Source organism: Marinobacter sp. F3R08 (assembly GCF_018860425.1).
In the GTDB taxonomy this organism is placed as follows: Bacteria; Pseudomonadota; Gammaproteobacteria; order Pseudomonadales; family Oleiphilaceae; genus Marinobacter.
Genome location: NZ_JAHKPI010000014.1, coordinates 1067385 through 1089050, shown reverse-complemented (window position 1 = coordinate 1089050; position 21666 = coordinate 1067385). Strand labels below are relative to the sequence as shown.

Here is a 21666-nt window from a genome sequence, read left to right as displayed (position 1 = left end):
GCTGCTGCAAGCCATTCACCGACCATCGGGGCCGTAGACATGTTGAAGAGCACAGAGCAACACGCAACCGCCACAATGCAGCCAATCACGTCCTGGATTCAGGGGTATTCAAAACGTCAGCAATTCCGCCGAATGGCGCAAACGTTGCTGAAGGAGAATGACGATACGCTTTCAGATCTTGGCTACGACCGTCATGACCTGGAGGGCGCTCTGCACCTCCCAATCAGAAATGATGCGATGCAATTTATAGAAGCACGCCGGTCCAGACGCGCGCTGGAAGCCCGACGTGCAAAAGGCTACCGGCTAGCCGGCTAATGCAGAGAAACGCACCAGTTCATAGTCACCATCCAGCACATCCGCCAAATGGCGGATGTGCTCAGGTGTAATTTCACAGCAGCCGCCAACGACCTGAGCACCATCCTCCAGCCACTGTTGCACCTGTATTGCGTAGACTCCCGGGGACACGTCAGGTCTGGCTTCCAGTTCATCCACCAGAGCACCACCTGCCATGGGCTCCACGGTTTTGAACGCGTTCGCGTAGCCGCCAGTGCAGGGAAACAGCCCGGCCAGTTCCGGCATCGCCTGCGAAATTATCTCCGGATCGCTGCAATTGAGCATGATGGCCGTTGGCCCGAACGGTTTCACCGCCTCAACAGCCTGCGCCAGCGTTTCCCCGGAGCGGAGCCTGCCATCCGCCTCAAGCCTGAACGCCACGCCAAAGGGCTTGCCTGACGCCCCGGCGGCCGCACAGGCAGCCGTTGCCTCCAGGATGTTGGTCATGGTTTCGATAAGAAAGACATCCGCCCCATCTTGCAGGCTAACCAGAATATCGAACTCCGACTTCAGATCCTCGAACGACCGGGCCGGTTGCCCCCGGTAGCTACCCACCAGGGGTGGCAGGCAGCCGGCGATATCAATCTCTGCGCCGGTGATCTCGATGGCGCGTTGCAGTACCTCGAACGCCCGTTGATGTATCACTGCTATCTGGTCACCCAGACCTTCCCGGGCCAGGCGAGTAGGCGTTGCGGTGTAGGTGTTCAGCGTCAGGGTCCGGGCGCCCGCCCGGATAAAATCCGCATGAACATCGGTGACAACGTCAGGCTGCTCCTGCATTACTGCCACCGACCACAGCCGTGACGTGACATTCATGGCCCGGCGATAGATTTCCTGGCCCAGGCCGCCATCAAGAAGCGCAACAGATTTCATAATCTACTCATCAAGGTGTAATTAAAGTAAGCCGGTAACAGCAGAGACAAGACCGAACCTTCTGCTCAGCCAAAATACTCTTCCACCCAGTCGAAAAGCATACTGGCAGTCATCTCGCCAAGAACCATCTGTTGGAAATCATTCCCTACTTCATCTTCTATAGTCACGAACTGATACAGAAGAACACCAGGCTGCTCATCGTGAAGAATAAGCGTGATACGCCGGCGGGTGCGAAGACAGTCGATGGTCATCACGTCTGCCGGTATGCCGGCGTCACGCATGCCCCGACGCACTTCAATTACCGGATTGATGTGCTGATGAGTTGCCTGAATGCGAGCGTGGGCATCGCTGGCAAGGTCAGACAGGGTTTTCAGGGGATCTTCAGACATTACATGGCAGCCTTTGTACCGGGTTGACTCAGAACCGACATGGTAGCCCAACCTGGGCTGCAAATGAAAAAGCCGCCGTCCTGTCAGGTCGACAACCAACTGCCCCATGGATGCACCCGCTGCGTGCAAGCGCACCATTCTTTACCACTTTCCCCGCCCCAAAACACCTGCCGGGCAAACCCACTTACATGCCAGCCTGTATATTTAAGGGCATTTAGAACTTATGGCACAAGGGTTGCAGCGTACCCAGGAAACATCTCAGGTATCGCTCAGGAGACGACTGTGAACTTAAAACGATTCAAAACTCTCTGGGGCCACGAGGGCTCTCTTGAAGAAGCCATAGCTCAGGTCAAAGACGCCGGATTCTCAGGTATCGAAGCGCCCGTCCCCGACTCCGCCGCCGACGCCGCAGCGTTCGGTGCGACCCTCGCCGACAACGGACTGCTCTGGATTCAGGAAATCTGTACAGCAGGCAGTTATGTGCCAAGGCGTGAGGCAACAATCTCAGAACATCTGACCGACTTCGAGGCGAAAATCGTCAGCGCGGCGACCACCGGCCTGAAACCGGAATTCGTGAACGTCATGGGCGGTTGCGATGCATGGGCAATCGACGAGTCCGTGCGCTTCTTCTCAGAGGCCCAGAACATTGCCGACAAACACAACGTGCCCGCCAGCTTTGAGACTCATCGCGGACGCAGCTTTTTCAGCCCCTGGAACACCGTTGCCATTCTGGAAAAAATACCGCACATCGACGTGACGTGTGACTTCAGCCACTGGGCCGTTGTCTGCGAGCGGCTGCCCCATATCGAGTGGGACTGCATTGTGCGGACCGCCCAGCAGGCGCGCCATATCCACTCCCGTGTCGGCTACGATCAGGGACCGCAAGTGCCGCACCCGGCCGCGCCTGAATATGCAGACGCCCTCGCCTCCCATCAGGCGTGCTGGGAAGCGGTATGGGATGCCCAGATAGCCCGCGGCCTGGAGGGCACCACCATGACACCGGAATTCGGCACAGACGGGTATCTGCATCTGCTGCCCTTTACCAAAGCCCCCATCGCCGATCTCTGGTCCCTGAATCGCTGGATCGGAGAAGAGGAGCTGGCCCACTACCAACGCTGGCAGTCCTCGGCCGCCAAAACACCCAAGATCGCCTAACCCCCTCAAGGAGAGAACAGGACCATGTTCAACCTGACTCAGCATTTTCGCCATTCAGACGGTGTCTGGCCGCTGACGCTTGTGCTGGCCTACATCCTCACAACCTATATCGGCGGCTGGTTCCTCATGGCCCAGCCCGGCTTCCTTCTGCCCGTCATCGGTGTATTGGCCTGTGGCCATGGGATGGTCATCGCCGCCTACCTGATACATGACTGCGGACACAATGCGCTGTTCAAGAAGACCGAATACAACACACGCCTCGGGAAGGCCTTGAACTGGCTCACCGGCGGCTGCTACGGCACCTATGAAGATCTGCGCTACAAACACATGCGCCACCATGTAGACAATGCCGACCCCATCTCCTTTGACTACCGGGCGTGGCTGAAAGCCCACCCGAAAACCGAAAAGCTGGTCTTTGCCCTGGAGTGGTTCTACTTCCCGGCCGTTGACATCGTTATGCATGCAATGCTGATCGTTGCCCCGTTCACAAGCGTCGGTAAGGGCGAGTTAAAGAAACGATCCCTGGCTGTTATTGCAATTCGTGTAGCCCTGCTAGCGGCGCTTGCGTTCTGGAGCCTGAAAGCGGTTTTGCTGTACGGGGTTGCCTATCTCCTGATGCTCACCGTGCTCCGTTTCTTCGATGCCTACCAGCACAACTATGAAATTCTGGTGAACCTGAACGATCCGGACGCAACCTTTCCTCACAAAGGTGACCGTGAGTATGAGGAAAACAACACCTACAGCAACCTTGTCAGCCGTCGCTGGCCGGTACTTAACCTGCTGGTGCTGAACTTCTGCTACCACAACGCCCACCACACCAGACCAACTATGCCCTGGTACAAGCTGCCTGCGCTGCACAAAGAGCTCTATGGCGACAACTACACCCGAACCGTGGGTCTGAAGGGACAGCTCAAGAGTTACCACCGAAACCGCCTGGAAGGCATTTATGCCGAAACCTACGGTCAGGTGGAAGTACCGGAGGCACTGCGCGATGGCAAAGCTGTCCCGGTGTATGGACTCAGCTTTCTGACGGCTTTCTGAGGTTAATCTCATGACCGCAAAACTCTCCAGACAGGCAACCACGCAACCGCTAAGCAGGACCACTATGAACAGTGCCAGGGCGAAACCGGAAGCGGAGAAATGGTTCGACTTCAACCAGACCATCTCTGGAGGCCAGAAACTGGCCCTGGGAGCCGTCGGCTGGTTCGCGTTTCTTGCCCTCTGGCAGGTAACGTCCCAGATGGACCTTGCTCCCGACCGGCTCTACCCTGGCCCCGTCGCTGTATTCAGTTCCCTCCGGGAACTGTTCATGGAGAAGGACTTTTTCAGTGACGTACTGGCCAGCGTCGGCCGAATCGTCATCAGCTTCGGGATTGCGGTCCTGATCGCCCTGCCCCTGGGCCTCCTGATGGGGTCATTCACCCGTGTGGACAGCATCCTCAACCCCCTGCTGGGAGCCTGGCGCTACCTGCCGGCTCCTGCGTTCATTCCCCTGCTTCTGATGTGGCTCGGGACCGGTGACAGCCAGAAAATCACCCTCCTGCTGATGGGCGTTGTGTTTTTCCTGGTCATTATGCTGGCCGACGTTACCCGACAGACGCCCCGCGTATTGATTGAAACGGCAAAAACACTGGGCGGAGGTCGGCGCATTATTCTGTGGACAGTCCTGTTCCGCAATTCACTGCCCGGCTATGTGGACACCTGCCGCCAGATGCTGGCGGTGAGCTGGACCTACCTGGTGATTGCCGAAATTGTGGCAGCAACCGATGGCATCGGCGCCATGATGATGCGGGCAAAACGGTTTGTGCACGTGGACGACATCATGGCAGGCATTGTCACCATTGGCGTGCTTGGTCTCATATTCGATGTGCTGTTCCGATTGATTTACCGAAAGTGTTTTCCCTATCTCGGTCATGCGAAGTAAGGATGAGCGCTATGGCCCCGATTCGTTTTCCAACCCAAGAGGTACTAAAAATGAACTGGCTCAAACGTGGAATGTCCCTGGTGCTGCTGGCGCTGCTTTCCAGCACCGCACTATCAGCTGAAAAAGTCAGGTTGTCGTTATTCTCATGGCCTGGTTACGGCTTCTGGTTTATCGCCCAGGAAAAGAATCTGGCGCCGGACCTTGAATTTGAGATTGCGATTATCGAAGACCCCTATGAAAGCTTTGCTCTGATGTCGGCGGATGCTCTGGATGTAACCTCCAGCACCGCAGAATACGCACCCATTGCGGCCGACAAAGATGTGCCCGTAAAAATGGTTACTTACACCAACCCCTCCTATGGCACAGACAAGATCGTTCTGGCACCCGGCGTGAACGGCGCTGAGGACCTGAAAGGGCAGTCTGTCGCAGTTCTGGAAGGCGGCCTGACCCAGATCTTTATGGGAATCTGGCTGGAAGAAAATGGAGTCAGCATTGACGATGTCCAGTTCACTAACCTGATCATGGATGACGCCGTTGGTGCCCTCGTCGGTGGTGATGTCGCAGCCGCAGAATTCTGGGAACCGTTCGGATCTCAGGCACTTGATGCCCTGCCTGGCGCAACTGTTGCCGCTACATCCGAAGAACCCGGCTGGATCGAGACAGCGTTGCTGGGCGATGCCATGTACATGAGCGACTTCTTCCTGAAAGAGAAGCCTGAAACAGCGGCCAAGGTGATGCAGGCGTATTTCGACGCGGTGGACTTCTGGAAAGCCAACCCCACAGAAGCCAACAAGATTATCGCTGAAAAGCTCAACTTCCCTGTTGCTGATGTCGAAAAAGTGCTCGGAACTGACGGTGAAATCTACAAGGGTGGTATCTGGATCTTCGACAAACTTCAGGCTGCCAGATACATGGGTCTTATTCCTGGTGAGCTGCCCTTGGGACTGCCCAACGGTCAGGTGACCAACAACTGGGAAACCGTTACCGATTGGTGGCTCAAGTTCGGGCTGGTGGACGAGCGCCATCCAATCGATGCCGGAGTTGATATGACACCACTGAAATCGACGCTCTGAACGAACGTCCATCAAGGAGCTAACCCATGTCTTCCAATACCGGTCTTGAGATCACAGGCGTGAACAAGGTTTTCAGGTCTGGCGGGCGCACCGTCCAGGCACTGGAGAACATCTCACTGTCGCTGTCAGCTGGCAAAGTGGGCGTTCTGCTGGGACCTTCGGGGTGCGGCAAATCCACGTTACTCAGAATGGTCGCAGGTCTTGAGAAACCGTCGGAAGGCGACATCAACCTAAACGGTCGGGCTGTTTCCCAGCCCGGCCGGGACAGGGGCATGGTGTTCCAGGATTATACATCCTTCCCCTGGCTGTCCGTTCGTGAGAACGTGGCTTACGGTCTCAGAATCAACGGTGACCGCAGCGCTTTGAATGAAGGCACCGTTGATCACTTCATTCAGGCCGTTGGTCTCGAAAAGTTCGCCAACGCCTATCCTCATCAACTTTCGGGCGGCATGCGCCAGCGGGTAGCCATCGCCCGAACTCTGGCCAACTATCCCGAACTTCTGCTGATGGACGAGCCATTCGGCGCACTGGACCCGGAAACCCGCTGGCAGATGCAGGATCTGCTGCTGAATGTGGTCCGAAAGGAGCGCAATACCGTGTTGATCGTGACGCATGATATTGAGGAAGCGCTCTATCTGGGGGATGTCGTGTACTTCCTGTCACGCCATCCTGGCCGGCTCAATGAAACCATTCATACCGATTTTAAAGCCGGATTGCCCGAGGGTGATCGTGAGGCATTTCTGAAGTCGGAGGACTACCGACGCCTCGAACTTCACATTCGTCGTCTCATGCGAGAAGAAGGCCGTGACGCAGCCTGAACCGTTCCAGAGATTACCAGCGAATGAGCATTTCTTAAGCGAAATCAGCGTTTATTACCGTTAGCCTGCGCCTCAATTGATCAACATTGAGGATTGTCCGACATGATCAACATGCTGGCAGCTATTCCGGTCCGGGCATTGTTTGCCCGGCTGTTTTCACTCGTTTTCTTTGTGCTGGCGTTCACCCTGGTCAGCGCCACCGTTGTAGAGGTGGTCAACTACATCCAATCCGGCCAACAGTTGATGCAGGCACTGATCAACGGCGTTAACGGCAGCATTATTGCACTGGCTGTGTACGAGCTGGCCATGGTGATCCGTTCCGAGTACAGCGGGAGCTCTGAATCCCACGATGTTATTACCATGATGAGGAGAACCCTGCCGCGCTTCATCGGTACGGTTTGCGTGGCGATGTCGCTTGAAGGGCTGATCATGATTATCAAGTACAGCCAGCTGGAGCTGGCCGGCAATCTCTATTATCCGGTTGCCATCATTGCCAGCACCGCACTGCTGCTGGCCGCCCTGGGGCTGTTCCTGAAATTGGCGCCCACAGAGCAGAGTGACTCTTGAATCAATACCTGTCCGCTCACAGGGTTCAGTTCTCGCTGATCTGCGAGTATTGCTCGGCCAGATAATCAATGAACGCTCTTACCGCGGGCAACATGCCCCGGCGTGAGGGGAACACCAGATGGATCACCTCTCGCCGCGGCGCCCAGTCAGGCAACAACCTGACAAGAGCACCACTGCCCAGCTCTCTGTTGAGCATGAGCAGGGGGAGCTGAACCACGCCGGCACCGGCCAGGGCCGCCTTCTTGAGAGCCTGCATGTCTGTCGTTGCATAGCGGGGAACGTAGATCACTTGCTGTTTCCCGCCGGTATTGTCGTACAGTGTCCACACCTGTTCAGCCAGCGAACCGGAACGAGTCAGGGCAGGCCATTGCGCAAGGCCTGCCGGATTCTCAGGCAGCCCGCCCATTTGGTCGACAAGGTCCGGACTGGCCACCAGACACTGCCCGCGATCTGACAGAACGCGAAGAACCAGCTCGCTGTCCTCCAGTGGCATCGGGCGAACGCGAAGCGCCACATCCACTCCCTCAGCCAATACATCAACACGGCGATTGGTTGCTTCCAGTTCGAGCGACACCTTGGGATATCGACTCAGGAACTCAGCCACCATGTCCCCAACATGAAAATGCAGCAGGCCCACCGGGCAGGTCACTTTTATTGTTCCGCAGGGCTCACCCTGCACCTGTTCCACCACTTCTTGCGCCGCTTCCGCCTCGACCAGCATTGCCTGACAGTGCTCGTAATAACGCTGCCCGATATCGGTCACCGAAAACCGCCGGGTCGATCGGTGCATAAGCCTTACGCCCAATCGCTCCTCAAGGCGGGCAATCCGCCGGCTCAGCTTTGATTTCGGAACGCCAATCGCTCGCTCAGCCGGCGCAAAACCGCCGGACTCGATGACTTTCACGAAATAATAAAGATCGTTCAGATCCTGCATGGCCGACCACCATTGTTCTAAAAACGAAACACTGCGACTCATTTTAGCAGTCTTATCGCCGATGCAACGCCGGTTTAGCCTTAATGTGAACTCCGCCGGTGCCCTCACCAGCGGATACTTCATGACATCTGCAAGGAGATCATCATGAGCACACCCTACGTTCGTCTCGACAAAAATAACGCTGCCGTACTGCTGGTCGACCACCAGACCGGGCTGCTATCTCTGGTCCGCGACATCGACCCGGACAAATTCAAGAACAACGTGCTGGCCTTGGCCGATCTGGCAAAGTATTTCGAGCTGCCCACAATCCTGACCACCAGCTTTGAAGCTGGCCCAAACGGTCCTCTGGTACCAGAACTGAAAGAAACCTTTCCGGATGCGCCATACATCGCCCGTCCCGGCCAGATCAACGCATGGGACAACGAGGACTTTGTACAGGCAGTCAAAGCAACGGGTAAGAAGCAACTGATCATCGCGGGCGTGGTAACAGAAGTCTGCGTGGCATTCCCGACGCTGTCTGCCCTGGCAGAGGACTTCGATGTGTTTGTTGTTACGGACGCATCCGGCACGTTCAACGAGTTGACCCGCGACTCCGCGCTGGACCGCATGTCCTCATCCGGAGCCCAGCTGATGACCTGGTTTGGCGTGGCATGCGAACTGCACAGGGACTGGAGAAATGACATCGAGGGTCTTGGCCAGCTGTTCTCCAACCACATTCCGGATTACCGGAACCTGATGAACAGCTACACCGAGTTAACGTCAAACTGATCTCAGGTCTGAGTGCCCCCGACCAGGAAAACCCTGGCCGGGGGCTCAGCATCGGGCTAGACCATCACATAGCGGGCCCGGCCTTCATTTTTTGCGCGATAGAGCGCCTCATCGGCTCGCTTGATCATGTCATCAACCGACTCGAAATCGTTGGCCAGGCCCTGGCAGATACCAATCGAGCAACTGAGATTTCGTCGATCCGGGCTGGCCTCGTTCGGAAGCGCCTGATTGCGCCAATGCTTCAGAACCTCTGCGGCCTGTCGCTCAAACTCCCCGGATTCTGAACCTTCAATGACGGCCATGAATTCTTCGCCACCATAACGCCCAAGAATATCGGTCTGTCGCCGGAACACCCGCCTCATGATGTCAGCCTGTAATCGAATGGCCCGATCCCCTTCCTGGTGGCCATAGCTGTCATTGAATTGTTTGAAGTGATCCAGATCTATCATAAAGACCGCCAACCTGCGGTCTGTGCGTTTCATGAGGGCGAACAGACGCTCTGATTCGGTCATCAGGACCCGTCGATTAAATAACCGTGTCAGTCCGTCAACCGAACTGAGTGTGATCAACTTCCCGTTGGCCTCTTCAAGTTCGCCCAGAAGCCGATCAACCCGGTGCCGTCCAATCACTCCGATAAACAGGGAGCCAACCACAAAGCCTGTGTTGATAACCGTCAACTGACCATACACCGGGTCGATCAGCATCAGCCCGATAAATCCAAGTGAGCTGACCACCATCAATGTCAGCGCATAATGGAATTTCATTCCCAGCACAAAGAAACCGAAATAAGCGTAAAGCAGCGTTCCCTCGTATGGAAAGCTGAACGCAGCCTGCTCCCAGGCGGCATGGATGAGATAGTAATTCGCATACGTCAGGCTCAGTACCATCAACAGAAAGGCGGGCTGGGCATAGCGATGAAATTGCGGAAAAAAAGTGAATACGAGCAGGCCACACAGAATAGGAAGCTGGATCAGAACCCTGTTGGTTATGTACGTGCCTGCCAGCTCCCGGGGGATCAACTCAAGATCACCGGTCATGAACAAAGCGATCAGAACCCCGCCAACCACGATGGAGAGTCGGATCATCAGCATGTCACTGGGGGACATGGAATGGGCATCAACCGAAGAATCCGGCATAAAAATAGATCTCTCAGCGCTCTTTATTTATCCAAATGACAAGTTCAAGGGCAAAGTTGATGTCCCGACCGGCCATAGAAACAGGTTCCTTCCCGGGAAGAGCGTACTGCAAGTGTAGCCCAGTTTACGATCGACAATCACTGCACCATAAACGCAACCTGCAACCAAAAATGCACCAAGGTCATGCGCACTGGTGCAAAATGATCACAGAGCCCGGGGGTTATTGTGCATTTTGCACACCCGGGCCTCGGAGCATCCGGCGGATAACGCCAGAAAAGATGGCCATGGCACAAACGTTGCCAACGCTCTGTGTGCATTCTACGACAAGGAGAGATCGCCATGACCACTGAACCAACCCCGAAAGAACAAGACTACCCCCTCAGCCCCGTGCCCATGGACCAGCGCAAGAGTGTCTGGTCCATGGGGCTGGTACTCCTCGGCTTCACCTTTTTTACCGCCACCATGTGGGCAGGTGGCAGCGTGGGGGTCGCATTCGATTTTTCCACCATGCTGCTGGTGCTGGTCATCGGTAACCTGCTGCTGGGCGTCTATGCCGCCGGTCTCGGCTACATCGCCGCAAAAACCGGGCTCAATACTGCGCTAATGAGCCGCTTCACCTTTGGTGAGCTTGGCAGCAAACTGTCTGATTTCATTCTCGGTTTCACCCAGATTGGCTGGTACGCCTGGGGTACGGCCACTATGGCCATTTTGCTGGTAAAGCTCACTGGCATGCCAGAAGTCATGACCACACCGCTTATGGTGCTGTTCGGTTTCGGCTTCTGTGTAACTGCGTTCATCGGTTATCGCGGCCTTGAATGGCTGTCTCGGGTTGCTGTCCCTGCGATGATCATTCTCGTCGCTGTCAGCATGTCCATCGCCACCTCCGATGCCGGCGGTCTTTCCGGTCTTCTGGCCATTACCCCGACTGATGAAATGAGCGTTGCAGCTGCAATCACATTGGTCTTCGGTACCTTTGTGAGTGGTGGAACTCAGGCCACCAACTGGACTCGCTTCGCCAAATCCGGCAAAACTGCCGTCTTCGCAACGTTACTCGCTTTCTTCCTCGGGAACGGATTAATGACCCTCATCGGCGCCTTCGGTGCTCTGGTTTATCAACAGGCCGACATTGTCGATATCATGGTCGCTCAGGGCCTGGCAACGCTGGGGATCCTGATGCTGTTCCTGAACCTGTGGACGACCCAGGACAACACCGTCTATAACTTTGCCGTCGCCGGCTGCAACCTGATCCGAACCCGCAGACGCAAATCGGTCACTGTCGCCGGTGCGGCCATCGGTACTGTTCTTGCGGTCCTGGGCATGTATGAATGGCTGATCCCCTTCCTGATTCTGCTGGGAACCTTTATTCCTCCGATCGGTGGCGTCATCATGGCCAGCTACTTTGTCGGCTATAAACGCCAGTACCCGGATCTGAACACGGTAACCTTACCAGCCTTCAACGTTCCGGGACTCGCCGCCTACGTTATCGGCTCAGCCGCCGCCTACACGTCGCCCTGGATCGCCCCCCTTGTGGGTGTCCTCGTTGCGGGCCTGAGCTACAGCCTCATTCTGGTTGTCAGCGAAGCGGTGCGTGAGCGTAAAGCACAGGCCATGGGAGCCATCTAAGTGACATTGCGATGCCGGGACGTTCCACAGCTTCCGGGCCTGGATGCCATTCGGCTCCGGGGCGGGGCGTCTGCCGCAAACAACTCAGTTCGCTGGCCCTATGTCGCAGAGAACCGCTCCTTCAAGAGCTGGGTAAAGGGCGGCGAACTGATCTTTGTGACGGGTATCAGCCGGCATCGCAGCCCTCAGAACCTGGCCGAATGCCTTTACGAAGGCAAAGAGTGTAACGTCTCCGGGTTGGTCGTATTGACCGGAGATGCGTATATCGGCCAACTGCCCAATACGCTTTGCCGGCTGGCCGACGAGCTTGCCATACCACTGTTCGAGCAGCCTTATTCGCTGCCCATGGTTACAGTAACCGAAGCCATCGGCAGAGCCATTGTCTGGGCTGAACAAACGTCGGCTCACCCGTTTGATCGGAATGCTCTGGCCGAGGCCACCGAACTGCTGGAAGCCTGGATTGCCTGCCGGGGCAACCAGAGCGCCATGGCCGAGGCGTTAGGTTGTCACAGAAACACAGTACGCAACCGAATGAACCAGCTTACTGAGCTGATACCCGATCAGACGAACCCGACTGACTCATTCAAAACACTACTCTTGAACCACCTGTTATCGAGACCCTGAGTGCTCGTGAGCCACTTGCCGGAGACCATATGACGACACAACTGAATGCCATAGTAAACGCACGTTTACAGGGCCGAGATGGGCTACACAGACTCGACATCCGCAAGGATCGTTTTTCGACTATCGTCGCCCAGACTGAAACTACCGTGCCAGGCGAGAATGAACTCGATGCCGGCGGCAACCTTGTTACACCCGCATTCGTGGAACCACACATTCATCTCGACGCTGCCCTGACTGCCGGGGAACCCCGCTGGAACACAAGCGGCACACTGTTTGAAGGTATTGAATGCTGGTCCGAACGCAAGACAACGCTGAGCCACGAGGATGTCATCAACCGCGCCACCCAGACACTGAAGCTGTTTGCAGCACATGGCATCCAGTATGTTCGCACTCACGTGGACGTGACCGATCCAAACCTGACCGCCCTCAAAGCCATGCTTGAGGTTCGCGAACAAACCTCAGCCTTCGTTGATCTGCAGATTGTCGCCTTTCCCCAGGAGGGCATCTGGTCGTTCAAGAACGGTCGGGAATTAATGGAAGAGGCAATCCGTCTCGGTGCCGACGTGGTTGGCGGTATTCCCCACTTCGAGTTTACCCGGGACTATGGCACCGAATCGGTTCGATGGCTGATGGAGCTGGCCCACAAACACGATCGGCTGGTGGACGTTCACTGCGATGAAATCGACGATCCGGAATCCCGTTTCCTGGAAGTTCTGGCAGCAGAAGCCTTGAGACTGGATTATGGCTCCCGGGTATCTGCCAGCCACACCTGTGCCATGGGATCCTACAACGACGCCTACTGCAGCCGCCTGTTCCGCCTGCTGAAAAAGTCCGGCCTGCGTTTCCTTTCCATGCCCACGGAAAGCCTTCACCTGCAGGGCCGTTTTGACAGCTATCCAAAACGCCGGGGAATTACCCGGGTGCCCGAACTTCTCGATGCGGGCCTGAAAGTCGCTTTCGGCCAGGACTCCATTCGCGATCCCTGGTACCCCATGGGCAACGGCAACATGCTGAGGACACTCGATGTCGGCCTGCACGCGTGCCATATGTTGGGCATGAGCTGGATCGAGCGCTCCCTTGAACTGATCACTGATAACGGGGCCGCAGCCCTGGACCTGAAGGAATATGGAATTGCCGAAGGACTACCGGCACGATGCATAGTTCAACAAGGACAAACGCCCTATGAAGTCCTGCTTGGCCAACGGCCGGTGCTGGCTTCAGTGAGAGACGGCCAGCCTCTGGTTCAGCGGGCAGCCAGCCATCCTGAAACTGGCCTGATGCTCTGATATCAACATCGAAAAGCTAACGTAGATCACAATCATCCGGCAAAAGGAGCTGGCGAAAAGGCCCGCTCCTTTTGGATGAGGAGAATACCGATGCTGCTGTCGGTACCGGACTTTACTCGGTCTCTGCACCAATCTCTTCAAACGCCTGTACCAGCGTGTCGGGTTCCTGCGCTCCGGCAATAAGATATTTACCGTTCACGATAAACGCCGGCACCGCTGAAACGCCGGCCCGCTGATAGGTCGCTTCGTCTTCCCTCACAATAGTTGCGTACTCATCCGACTCCAGTACGGCTTTCGCCCTGACCGTATCCAGCCCCAGGCTCTCGACACAACGGATCAGGACCTCGTGGTTGGAAACGTCTTCTGCACGACCGAAATAAGCCTCGAACAGCGCTTTTTTCATCTCGGTCTGCCGGCCCTGTTCCCCGGCCCACTTCAATAATCGATGGCCGTCAAAGGTATTGGTTGTGAGGCGCTCCTGCAGCATTTCAAAGTTGACGCCGAGATCCTTTGCGATCGTCATCATCTGATTCTGGGTAGCGCGAGCCTCTTCCTCCGTACGGCCATATTTTCGTGCCAGCGCCGGCAGGATCGGCTCACCCTCACCACTGTGATCAGGATTCAGTTCAAATGCGTGCCACTGAATGCTGAACTCGTACTCCGGAGCCAATTGCTCCATGGCGCGTTCCAGGCGTGCATAACCGATGGCGCACCAGGGGCAGGCAATATCCGAAACAATGTCGATCTGGATGTTGTGCATGGGGGAGATCCTGTCAATGAAAATGAGAGCAAGCTTGACCCTACCCTAACACGGAGACGTGTTAACCATCTCCTGCCAGATGCTCGCGGATCAAATCTGCCATCTGGCGCGCCGGCTCCGTTGGCCGGCCAGACGAACGGTGCAGGGCCATCTCGATGGACTGCAACGCAGGCATTCCGCTACGCTCATCCAGAACACGCAACTGCGGTGTCAGCATGTCGCGGGTCACCGGCACCACGGCCAGCCCGGCTACCACGACAGGCATCAGTCCGGTCATGGACTGGCTGGAGTAGGCCAGCCGCCATTGTCGTCCGGCAGCACGAAGCGCCTGCTCGGCCATATCCCGGAAAACGTCGGCTCCCGGAGAGTAGAGCGCCAGAGGAATGGGATCCGTCAGTGACGGCTGCTTCTCTGCGCCCACGGCCCATACCAGCGGTTCCCGTCGAATGATTTCGCCCCCTGGTGAGCGGGTCTGTCGGGTGACAACGGCAAGATCCAGCTCACCCGCCTGCACCTGCTCCAGAAGCCTCACACTGGAGCCACAGTTGACCTGCAACTGGACAGCAGGAAACAGTTGGCTGAAATGAGACAGAACCGATGTCAGTAAAAACGCATAATCCTCAGGAACACCAAGACTCAACTGCCCGGAAACCCGCCGCTGACGGAGTGCATCCAGCGCCTCGTTATTCAGTGCCAGCATCTTCCGCGCGTAACTGACCAGTTGCTCGCCCTCAGCCGTGAACCGGATCCGTCGCCCTTCCCGTTCGTGAAGCGACAGCTCAAGTGCGGCCTCAAGTCGGTGCAGTTGCATACTGACGGTTGACTGGGTGTACGCAAGACGATCGGCGGCGGCAGTCACCGTTCCGGTGTCAGCAATAGCGACCAATGTCTGAAGCACGTTCAGATCGAGAGTCTGCGCACGCAAAATATCAATTCCCGTGATGTTATAAATCAAAAACTGTTGATTTTGTGATGCATCAAGCAAGTATATCCTGCCGGTGCTGAATCGCAATGTAACCGCAACAGGAGGACTGCCCATGAGGATTCTGGACACATCAATCCGGATGCAAAACGTTCTGGGCATCGCCGCAGCCCTGTTTGCCGTCTTGCTCTGGGCCAGTGCGCCTTTGCTGGTAGAAGCAGCGCGATCCATTCCGCCTTTCCAGCTTGCGACTATCGCCCTGACCAGCGGTGCACTGACGGTGCTACCCATGAGTTTCCGGGGCCGCAGTGCCCGTGGGCAGGTAACCCTATCCTGGCAATGGAACCTCGTGATTTTCGGCCTGGTGCCTTTACTGGTACTTGGCGCCGTCGGTGCCTACCTGGCCGGGTTAGCTTTAGCACCCACCGCCGAGGCTTCACTGATCACCTACACCTGGCCCGTCATGTTTATTCTGATCAGCCAGTGGGCCTTTCATCGACGTATCGCTCTGCCTGTGATCGCCGGTTCACTCATCGCGTTTTCCGGCGCCGCACTGCTGCTTGCACCGGAAGCTCTCAACCACGGTTTTTCGGGTAACCTCACTGGCTACGGACTGGCACTGCTTGCCGGAGGGTGCTGGGCTCTGTACTCGTGGATTTCTCAGACAACGCCCGTGGCCATCGCACCCGTCATGCCCGGCCTGTTTGTGCTGGCCGGCGCGGGAGCCGCAGCCGCCGATACCCTGTCCGGCACCGCGACAGTGCTCCCCTCGGGAACCGCCCTTGCAGCGGGTGTTGGTCTTGGCCTGGGCCCATACGGCCTGGCCATGGTGGCCTGGGATCTGGCGCTTCGCCGGGGCCCGACGGCGCTGGTCGGCAGCCTCGCCTATGCTGTACCCGTTCTGGCTGCACTTTTCCTCGTTCTGGCCGGGATCGCGGCTCCAGACTGGAGGCTTCCACTAGCCGCGGTGCTGGTTGTCCTTGGATCTCTTGTTGCCGCAAGTCGCAGACACCATTGAGAATTACGCGGCGGGTTCCACCCGGTTCCTGCCGTTCGCCTTGGCCACCAGTAACGCGGCATCGGCACGCTTGAGGACGGAATGGGGCACCTCATCTTGTCGCAGTTCAGCAACCCCCTGACTTATCGTGAGGGAGCCGATCAGGGGCATGACTAACTCGTGAATGCGCTTGCGCAGATTCTCGGCAAGCAGAATGGCACCATCCAGTTCCGTCTGCGGTAGCAAAGCGACAAACTCCTCTCCGCCCCAACGGGCAAGCCAGTCGCTCTGTCGTAAACGAAGCCCCATCTCTTGAGAGACCATCTGCAAGGCCACATCCCCTGCGTCATGCCCAAATTGATCATTTACCTGTTTGAAATGATCGATATCAATGATGATCAGGGAATACGTCTGCCCGTAACGAAGTGCTTCTCCATGGGTCTGCAGTAACGCCTGCTCAAAGCGTCGACGATTCCACAAGCCAGTCAGCGAATCGTGGCTTGCCTCGTGTTCGAGTTTCGAAAGACTGCTCTTCTGGTCGGTAATATCCCAGTATTGCCACAGATGGCCAAGATAGGTATCGCCATGAAAGATAGGGACGTAAGTACGCTCAAGTATGAGCCCGTCGACCGTCTCCAGCTCATCCGTAACCGTTTGTCGCGATTGCAGGGCCAGATGAATGCCCTCGATAAAAGCCTGAGGATCTCTGAACCGGGACTTGCTTTGCTCCGCTGCGGCGGCACAATCTGCACCTTCCTGCGCCATCAGGAAACCAAAGAGATCGCAAAAACTCTGATTAACGAGGATCATTTTGCGGTTTTCGTCTTCAACTACGATACCACCTCGCAGGTTCTTGATAAGCGCAGCAAGCCGCTCGCGGGCATTGGTAAGCGCCTGCTCACTCTCGACTCTGGCGGTAATATCACTTTCACTGGCCAACACCACTCGCTTTCCTGTTACCGGATCAAATGTCCGTTGCAGGTCTACCCGGTGCCAGCGTTCTCCATTACGGGTTGCAACCGGTGCCTCCATCGACAGGCTTTCCTGACCACTCGCTATCCAGTTCTGAACCCTTTCCCGGTCCGACATCCGGGTAAAACTCTTAGCGAAACAGTGCTCGTCTGGCAGACTCTTCTTTGCCGCCGGATTTCTGGCAACAAGCCCACCATCCAGATCATAGGTAGACAGCAGGGTAGGCACATGACGCAAGGCTTCCTGGGCACGCAAGGCCGGAATGTCCTCCTGCCCGATAACTGGCATGGCTTCCACCAGCATCGCCATGCCACTCTCGGTCTGGTATCCGGAACACAGACATTGAAGGTTGGCCGGTTCTCCATCCGGGTAGATTGTCCAGGTTTCAATAACGGTCTCGCCGCGCCGAAACCTGACCAGGTAGCCGTTAAGACGGGTCAGAACCGGGCCGGACATTTCCGACTCAAAATCCCTTCGACGAAGTGACTCCAGGTCCTCCGCGTTCCACAACCTCAACCCCGCTGAGTTTGCCCACAGCATCGCACCTTTCTCGATATCGAATATCCACAACGCAGTCTGCAGCTGTTCGGTAATATCCGCTTCTATACCTGGCACCGGGTTTGTTTTCTGGACGGGCCTGCCAGTCATTTATCACCCATTCAACATGGTTCTTGAAACAGTAAAACCTTCACTATTACCGTAAGATAGATAACCAACTCGAATGTAACAACATTAAAGCCCTACAAAAGAGCGCTCGCAATGAATGATCAAGATACCCTGGAAGCATTGAAAATAGCCTTTACCTTCATGCCCCAATCCGTGGAAATCAATCGGTTTGAATACGGCGACAATGCTGGCAAAATTCTGGCACAAGTGAATTTTGTGCGGGAAGTACTGACCAGTCATGGTATTGATCCGGACGAGGTCGCCGGCGAGATCAACCCGGACTCATCACCAAATTCCTGTTACTGAGCCAACGGTGTTTCCCGGAGAAAACGAGCTTTATCAGTTCGAAATCCTTAAAAGAGCTTCCAGAACCACTGATTCGACAGCCACACAGGAATGAGCATGTCACACCCGAAACGCATCTACCTCGCCGGCCCGGAAGTCTTCTTCCCGGCAGACGAGCACCGGGCGATTGTCAGCCAGAAAAAACACATACTCCGCGAGCACGGATTCGAGGGCGTTGACCCACTGGACACCGACCTTGTCTTCGCCGGGCATGAATCGAAACCAGAGCGTGGCTCCCGGATTTATCTGGCCAACCGCCAGTTGATGGACAGCTGCCACGCCATTATTGCCAACCTGACACCGTTCCGGGGCATCAGCGCCGATCCGGGCACTGTCTTTGAAGTAGGCTACATGATCGGTCAGGGCAAACCCGCTTTTGGATTCACCATGGATAACCGCGGTTACCGGGAAAGGGCAGGATCAACGGAACGTGACGGCCTAGGCCATAGCATCGAAGACTTCCAGCTCAACGACAATCTGATGATCGAATGCGGGATGGCAGAATCTGGCGGCAGGCTTTTTGTGGCAGAAGCTGCCGGTGCGCACGCGTATTTTTCAGGCGACCTGTTCGGTCAGTGTGTAAAGTCACTGTCCGGTCAATTACCAAACCCTCTGCCCTGACAAAAGCAGGGCATGGGCTCGGCAAGAAACGGTAGCACACTTATTTGAGTCAGAGATTGCCCTGATCGTTTTCTGCCTGCTCCTCCCGCAGTTTGGCCCTCACGTTCATCAGCACTTTCCCGTAATGGTTCTCGCCCCGACGATCGCGACCACAGCCCCAGAAATAATCAAAGTTGCTGTTTTCAACAATCTTCTGATCACCGGTATCCAGTAATGCCCTGGCCAGTTCCGGGTGCGTGCGACAGCGGATATACACTCCGCGCGTCATCACAGTTTCACGCACCTGCTTCCAGTCCGGGCGCAGGCTCTTGTGACGCTTCCGTCCCAGTTTCCCTGCTTTGGCGGGAGTCGCTGCTGTGCGTATTTTTTCCTGCCGGTTTTCATCGGAGAACTTCATACCCTGGAAATAGTGTTCAACCGTTGGCCAGACCTTGCCTTCCAACTCAAAACTGTAAGGCGCATGCGTTCCCAGCAGGTTGTCTGGATCTGCTCGTGAGGTGAACAGATCATTCTCGCCGTTGTCGGCCGGAAAAATTGCCATAGCTAAATACCTTTCAGAAAAATACCAATGTTCAGATAGCGCCCAGTATCAACGAGTAAGAGCCAATGGTCACGCCAATAAATCCACCCTTGCTTCCTACAGGAGCCCTCGCAGATACCCGGGCCCGAGTTGCGCCATCTGGCCCCGAATCCACTCCACCCGCTCCTGTACGTATGCGGAAGGCGAAGAGACGCTGAGCACCCCGGGATTCGGGAGCACTGCGGCCAGCCGGGCAGCCTGATATAGGGAAAGGTTACGGGCAGGCTTGCCAAAATAGGCCTGGCTGGCCGCTTCCACGCCATAGATACCGGGCCCGAACTCGGCGATGTTCAGATACACCTCCAGCACCCGCTGTTTTGGCCACAAACCGTCGAGACCAACAGCCAGCACCGCCTCAATGGCTTTGCGAACGAAGCTCCTGCCGTTCCAGAGAAAAAGGTTTTTGGTGGTTTGCTGGGTAATGGTACTGGCACCGCGGAGGCCCTCGCCGGCCCGATACTCTGTGAAGGCCTGGCGAATCGCCTTGAAATCCACGCCTGCATGATGTGGAAAACGCTGATCCTCACTAGCCACCACCGCCAGGGGCATCCACGGAGAAATGTCAGACAGGGGCACCCATTCATGAGCAAGGGATTCGTCCGGGTGCTGCAACTGATAGCCCAGCATAAACGCAGAGGTTGGCGGATTCACAAACCGGAACAGCAGAATCACCGACAGGATCAAAGCGACTGCAATGCCGAGTGCCAGTACGAAAAAACGTAAAAATTTACGACCCGTGGTCGATGCCATTGAGCTGCTCCAGTTGTTTGCATCAATCTTTGCACACTCCAGGACCCCGGGCACAATTGACCGTCACCCCGGAGACCGCGCACACTAGGGGGGTCCAATTCAAGAGTGAACGCACCTCCAAATGCCAGCAAACGTAAAAACCCGGATCCTGTTTCATTCCAGACGACTGAATATATACCTGGTCCGATACCCTGAAGGCCACAAAGTGGGGCCCCACCTGGACATGATTTCCGAAGGCCGGCTTTACAAACTCAATTGTGTTCTGGCTAAACCCAAAGCCGGTGGTGAGTTTATCTGCGAGAAGAACATCTTCAACCTGTTCGGACGCTTGTATCTGTTCCGCCCGGATCTATACCAGCACCGGGTCTCGAAAATTGAACAAGGAAACCGTTGGCTACTCAGCGTTGCCTTGACCACCCCATAGTTCGCGCGCACCAGCATCAAACACCAATATTCCGCTGTTGCCCTTTTTCGAAGCGCGCTTTTCTGCTTCCCGGTGACTAACGCGCGAAATTCCTTCTCTTCGGACATTCGTAACTCATTGTTTAAGTGTGATTTACAGATCACCCCCGATGTTTTGGCACAAATTACGCTTTACCTCGGGCAACTGAAGAAACCCGCCGCCCGGGTTCCTGCCTTTTTCTTCCGGGACGACCCGGACGGTTTTTACAACCGCTTTCCCGTCTGGACGACCAGCCCCCACGAATAAGGATGAGCACCGATGCGCATTGCCGACCGATGGTTTGAAACAAAACGCATAGACGACCGCATTACCCTGCTGTGGGAGCCCCATGTTTCACGACTGGACCAGTGCAACATGTGGCATATACGGGGCCGTGATGCAGATCTTCTGGTAGACGCAGGTATGGGCATCAGTAGCCTGAAAGACGCGATGGCAAAACTTCTGGACAAGCCTCTCATCGCCGTTGCCACCCACAGCCACACGGATCATGTCGGTAGCCTGCACGAATTCGACCAACGCCTTGTCCACCCTCTGGAAGCAGAACAGTTGAACCAACCGGATGAGTTTCCGGTGCTGTGCAGTTGCCACTGGCCTAAAGGCCTGCGGGAGTCTATCGAAAGACAGGGCTATGAAGTGCCGGATATTCTGATAGACGCCTACCCTTATGAAGGTTTCGATCCTTTGGCATTCCGCACACAGAAAACCGAACCCACAAGACTAATCGACGAAGGTGACGTACTGGATCTGGGTAATTGCGCCTTTGAGGTCCTGCACCTGCCCGGACACTCCCCCGGCAGCATCGGCCTTTGGGAGCAATCCACCGGGACACTCTTTTCCGGTGATGCGATTTACGACGGCCCACTGCTCGATGACATCGAAGGTGCCGACAAGTGCGCCTACGCGACCACCATGGAACGTCTTCGTCAGTTGCCGGTATGCGTGGTTCACGGCGGCCACGACCCCAGTTTTGGCAAACAGCGCTTGCACACACTGATTGACCAGTACCTGTCGTCACAGTGAGAAGGCAATCGCGCGCTAAGGCTCCCAGGTCAAAGCAAGGGAGCGGCGCTTGCACCATCTCCGGACA

The 21666-nt window shown here is 56.1% G+C and carries 25 protein-coding genes; 16 read left to right on the top strand and 9 right to left on the bottom strand.

The features are described from left to right. Window positions 1-39: 39 nt before the first annotated feature. The gene (locus tag KO499_RS08080) at window positions 40-315 is read left to right on the top strand and encodes a hypothetical protein (RefSeq protein WP_228339789.1); all 276 of its coding nucleotides are present in this window, start codon (window positions 40-42) and stop codon (window positions 313-315) included. Here the strand turns inward: KO499_RS08080 and KO499_RS08075 are convergent. Continuing rightward, complete coding sequence (locus tag KO499_RS08075) at window positions 304-1206, bottom strand: homocysteine S-methyltransferase family protein (protein WP_215983177.1); 903 nt, start codon at window positions 1204-1206, stop codon at window positions 304-306. The two genes, KO499_RS08080 and KO499_RS08075, sit on opposite strands and share 12 nt — an antisense overlap. Window positions 1207-1271: 65 nt before the next feature. Further along, entirely contained in the window at window positions 1272-1595 is a 324-nt protein-coding gene (locus KO499_RS08070; RefSeq protein WP_215983176.1) for a hypothetical protein, read from the bottom strand. A gap of 282 nt (window positions 1596-1877) precedes the next feature. On the opposite strand from KO499_RS08070, the gene KO499_RS08065 reads away from it, so the two are divergent. The 6 genes from KO499_RS08065 to KO499_RS08040 all read left to right on the top strand — a co-directional run bounded on the left by KO499_RS08065 (window position 1878) and on the right by KO499_RS08040 (window position 7132). Further along, window positions 1878-2750: a sugar phosphate isomerase/epimerase family protein gene (locus tag KO499_RS08065; protein ID WP_215983175.1), complete on the top strand. Its 873-nt coding sequence runs from the start codon at window positions 1878-1880 to the stop codon at window positions 2748-2750. 24 nt (window positions 2751-2774) lie between these two features. Continuing rightward, complete coding sequence (locus KO499_RS08060) at window positions 2775-3791, top strand: fatty acid desaturase family protein (RefSeq protein ID WP_215983174.1); 1017 nt, start codon at window positions 2775-2777, stop codon at window positions 3789-3791. A gap of 10 nt (window positions 3792-3801) precedes the next feature. After that, window positions 3802-4674 carry an ABC transporter permease gene (locus tag KO499_RS08055; RefSeq protein WP_228339788.1) on the top strand — a complete coding sequence of 291 codons (873 nt, stop codon included), beginning with the start codon at window positions 3802-3804 and terminating at the stop codon, window positions 4672-4674. Window positions 4675-4724: 50 nt separating this feature from the next. After that, window positions 4725-5747: an ABC transporter substrate-binding protein gene (locus KO499_RS08050; RefSeq protein WP_228339787.1), complete on the top strand. Its 1023-nt coding sequence runs from the start codon at window positions 4725-4727 to the stop codon at window positions 5745-5747. A gap of 26 nt (window positions 5748-5773) precedes the next feature. Further along, window positions 5774-6565, top strand: a complete 792-nt coding sequence (locus KO499_RS08045) for an ABC transporter ATP-binding protein (protein WP_215983173.1) — start codon at window positions 5774-5776, stop codon at window positions 6563-6565. Between the two features lie 102 nt (window positions 6566-6667). Beyond that, window positions 6668-7132 carry a hypothetical protein gene (locus tag KO499_RS08040; protein ID WP_215983172.1) on the top strand — a complete coding sequence of 155 codons (465 nt, stop codon included), beginning with the start codon at window positions 6668-6670 and terminating at the stop codon, window positions 7130-7132. 25 nt (window positions 7133-7157) lie between these two features. Here KO499_RS08040 and KO499_RS08035 read toward each other — a convergent pair whose 3' ends face one another. Then, on the bottom strand, window positions 7158-8066 hold the full coding sequence (locus KO499_RS08035) for a LysR family transcriptional regulator (protein ID WP_215983417.1): 909 nt from the start codon (window positions 8064-8066) through the stop codon (window positions 7158-7160). A 144-nt stretch (window positions 8067-8210) separates the two neighbouring features. Here KO499_RS08035 and ycaC point away from each other — a divergent pair, with 144 nt between their 5' ends. Then, entirely contained in the window at window positions 8211-8834 is a 624-nt protein-coding gene (ycaC, locus tag KO499_RS08030) for an isochorismate family cysteine hydrolase YcaC (protein ID WP_215983171.1), read from the top strand. A gap of 56 nt (window positions 8835-8890) precedes the next feature. Here the strand turns inward: ycaC and KO499_RS08025 are convergent, their stop codons facing one another. Further along, a complete protein-coding gene (locus tag KO499_RS08025) occupies window positions 8891-9970 on the bottom strand; it encodes a GGDEF domain-containing protein (RefSeq protein WP_215983170.1) in 1080 nt (359 codons plus the stop codon). A gap of 339 nt (window positions 9971-10309) precedes the next feature. Here KO499_RS08025 and codB point away from each other — a divergent pair, with 339 nt between their 5' ends. Genes codB through codA form a run of 3 tightly spaced genes read left to right on the top strand, consistent with a single transcriptional unit; the run spans window position 10310 to window position 13503 of the window. Further along, a complete protein-coding gene (gene codB / locus KO499_RS08020) occupies window positions 10310-11593 on the top strand; it encodes a cytosine permease (protein WP_215983169.1) in 1284 nt (427 codons plus the stop codon). Further along, window positions 11594-12217 carry a PucR family transcriptional regulator gene (locus KO499_RS08015; protein ID WP_215983168.1) on the top strand — a complete coding sequence of 208 codons (624 nt, stop codon included), beginning with the start codon at window positions 11594-11596 and terminating at the stop codon, window positions 12215-12217. Window positions 12218-12246: 29 nt separating this feature from the next. Continuing rightward, window positions 12247-13503 (top strand): cytosine deaminase, encoded by a 1257-nt coding sequence (gene codA, locus KO499_RS08010; protein ID WP_215983167.1) that lies wholly within the window; start codon window positions 12247-12249, stop codon window positions 13501-13503. A 112-nt stretch (window positions 13504-13615) separates the two neighbouring features. Here codA and KO499_RS08005 read toward each other — a convergent pair whose 3' ends face one another. Both KO499_RS08005 and KO499_RS08000 read right to left on the bottom strand, forming a co-directional pair. Beyond that, window positions 13616-14263, bottom strand: a complete 648-nt coding sequence (locus KO499_RS08005; protein ID WP_215983166.1) for a DsbA family oxidoreductase — start codon at window positions 14261-14263, stop codon at window positions 13616-13618. Between the two features lie 61 nt (window positions 14264-14324). Next, window positions 14325-15188, bottom strand: a complete 864-nt coding sequence (locus KO499_RS08000) for a LysR substrate-binding domain-containing protein (RefSeq protein ID WP_215983165.1) — start codon at window positions 15186-15188, stop codon at window positions 14325-14327. 112 nt (window positions 15189-15300) lie between these two features. Between KO499_RS08000 and KO499_RS07995 the strand changes: the two genes are divergently transcribed. Then, the gene (locus tag KO499_RS07995) at window positions 15301-16203 is read left to right on the top strand and encodes a DMT family transporter (protein ID WP_215983164.1); all 903 of its coding nucleotides are present in this window, start codon (window positions 15301-15303) and stop codon (window positions 16201-16203) included. Window positions 16204-16206: 3 nt separating this feature from the next. Here the strand turns inward: KO499_RS07995 and KO499_RS07990 are convergent, their stop codons facing one another. Further along, complete coding sequence (locus tag KO499_RS07990; protein ID WP_215983163.1) at window positions 16207-17802, bottom strand: diguanylate cyclase; 1596 nt, start codon at window positions 17800-17802, stop codon at window positions 16207-16209. A gap of 111 nt (window positions 17803-17913) precedes the next feature. Between KO499_RS07990 and KO499_RS07985 the strand changes: the two genes are divergently transcribed. Next, window positions 17914-18126 (top strand): penicillin-binding protein, encoded by a 213-nt coding sequence (locus KO499_RS07985; RefSeq protein ID WP_215983162.1) that lies wholly within the window; start codon window positions 17914-17916, stop codon window positions 18124-18126. A 96-nt stretch (window positions 18127-18222) separates the two neighbouring features. After that, on the top strand, window positions 18223-18786 hold the full coding sequence (locus KO499_RS07980) for a nucleoside 2-deoxyribosyltransferase (protein ID WP_215983161.1): 564 nt from the start codon (window positions 18223-18225) through the stop codon (window positions 18784-18786). A 49-nt stretch (window positions 18787-18835) separates the two neighbouring features. Here KO499_RS07980 and KO499_RS07975 read toward each other — a convergent pair whose 3' ends face one another. Then, on the bottom strand, window positions 18836-19327 hold the full coding sequence (locus tag KO499_RS07975) for an NADAR family protein (protein ID WP_215983160.1): 492 nt from the start codon (window positions 19325-19327) through the stop codon (window positions 18836-18838). Window positions 19328-19423: 96 nt separating this feature from the next. Next, window positions 19424-20116 (bottom strand): monofunctional biosynthetic peptidoglycan transglycosylase, encoded by a 693-nt coding sequence (gene mtgA, locus KO499_RS07970; protein WP_215983159.1) that lies wholly within the window; start codon window positions 20114-20116, stop codon window positions 19424-19426. Between the two features lie 121 nt (window positions 20117-20237). On the opposite strand from mtgA, the gene KO499_RS07965 reads away from it, so the two are divergent. Together KO499_RS07965 and KO499_RS07960 are read left to right on the top strand one after the other, a co-directional pair. After that, on the top strand, window positions 20238-20540 hold the full coding sequence (locus KO499_RS07965) for a 2OG-Fe(II) oxygenase (RefSeq protein WP_215983158.1): 303 nt from the start codon (window positions 20238-20240) through the stop codon (window positions 20538-20540). A gap of 297 nt (window positions 20541-20837) precedes the next feature. Next, window positions 20838-21599 carry an MBL fold metallo-hydrolase gene (locus KO499_RS07960; RefSeq protein ID WP_215983157.1) on the top strand — a complete coding sequence of 254 codons (762 nt, stop codon included), beginning with the start codon at window positions 20838-20840 and terminating at the stop codon, window positions 21597-21599. Window positions 21600-21666: the final 67 nt, after the last annotated feature.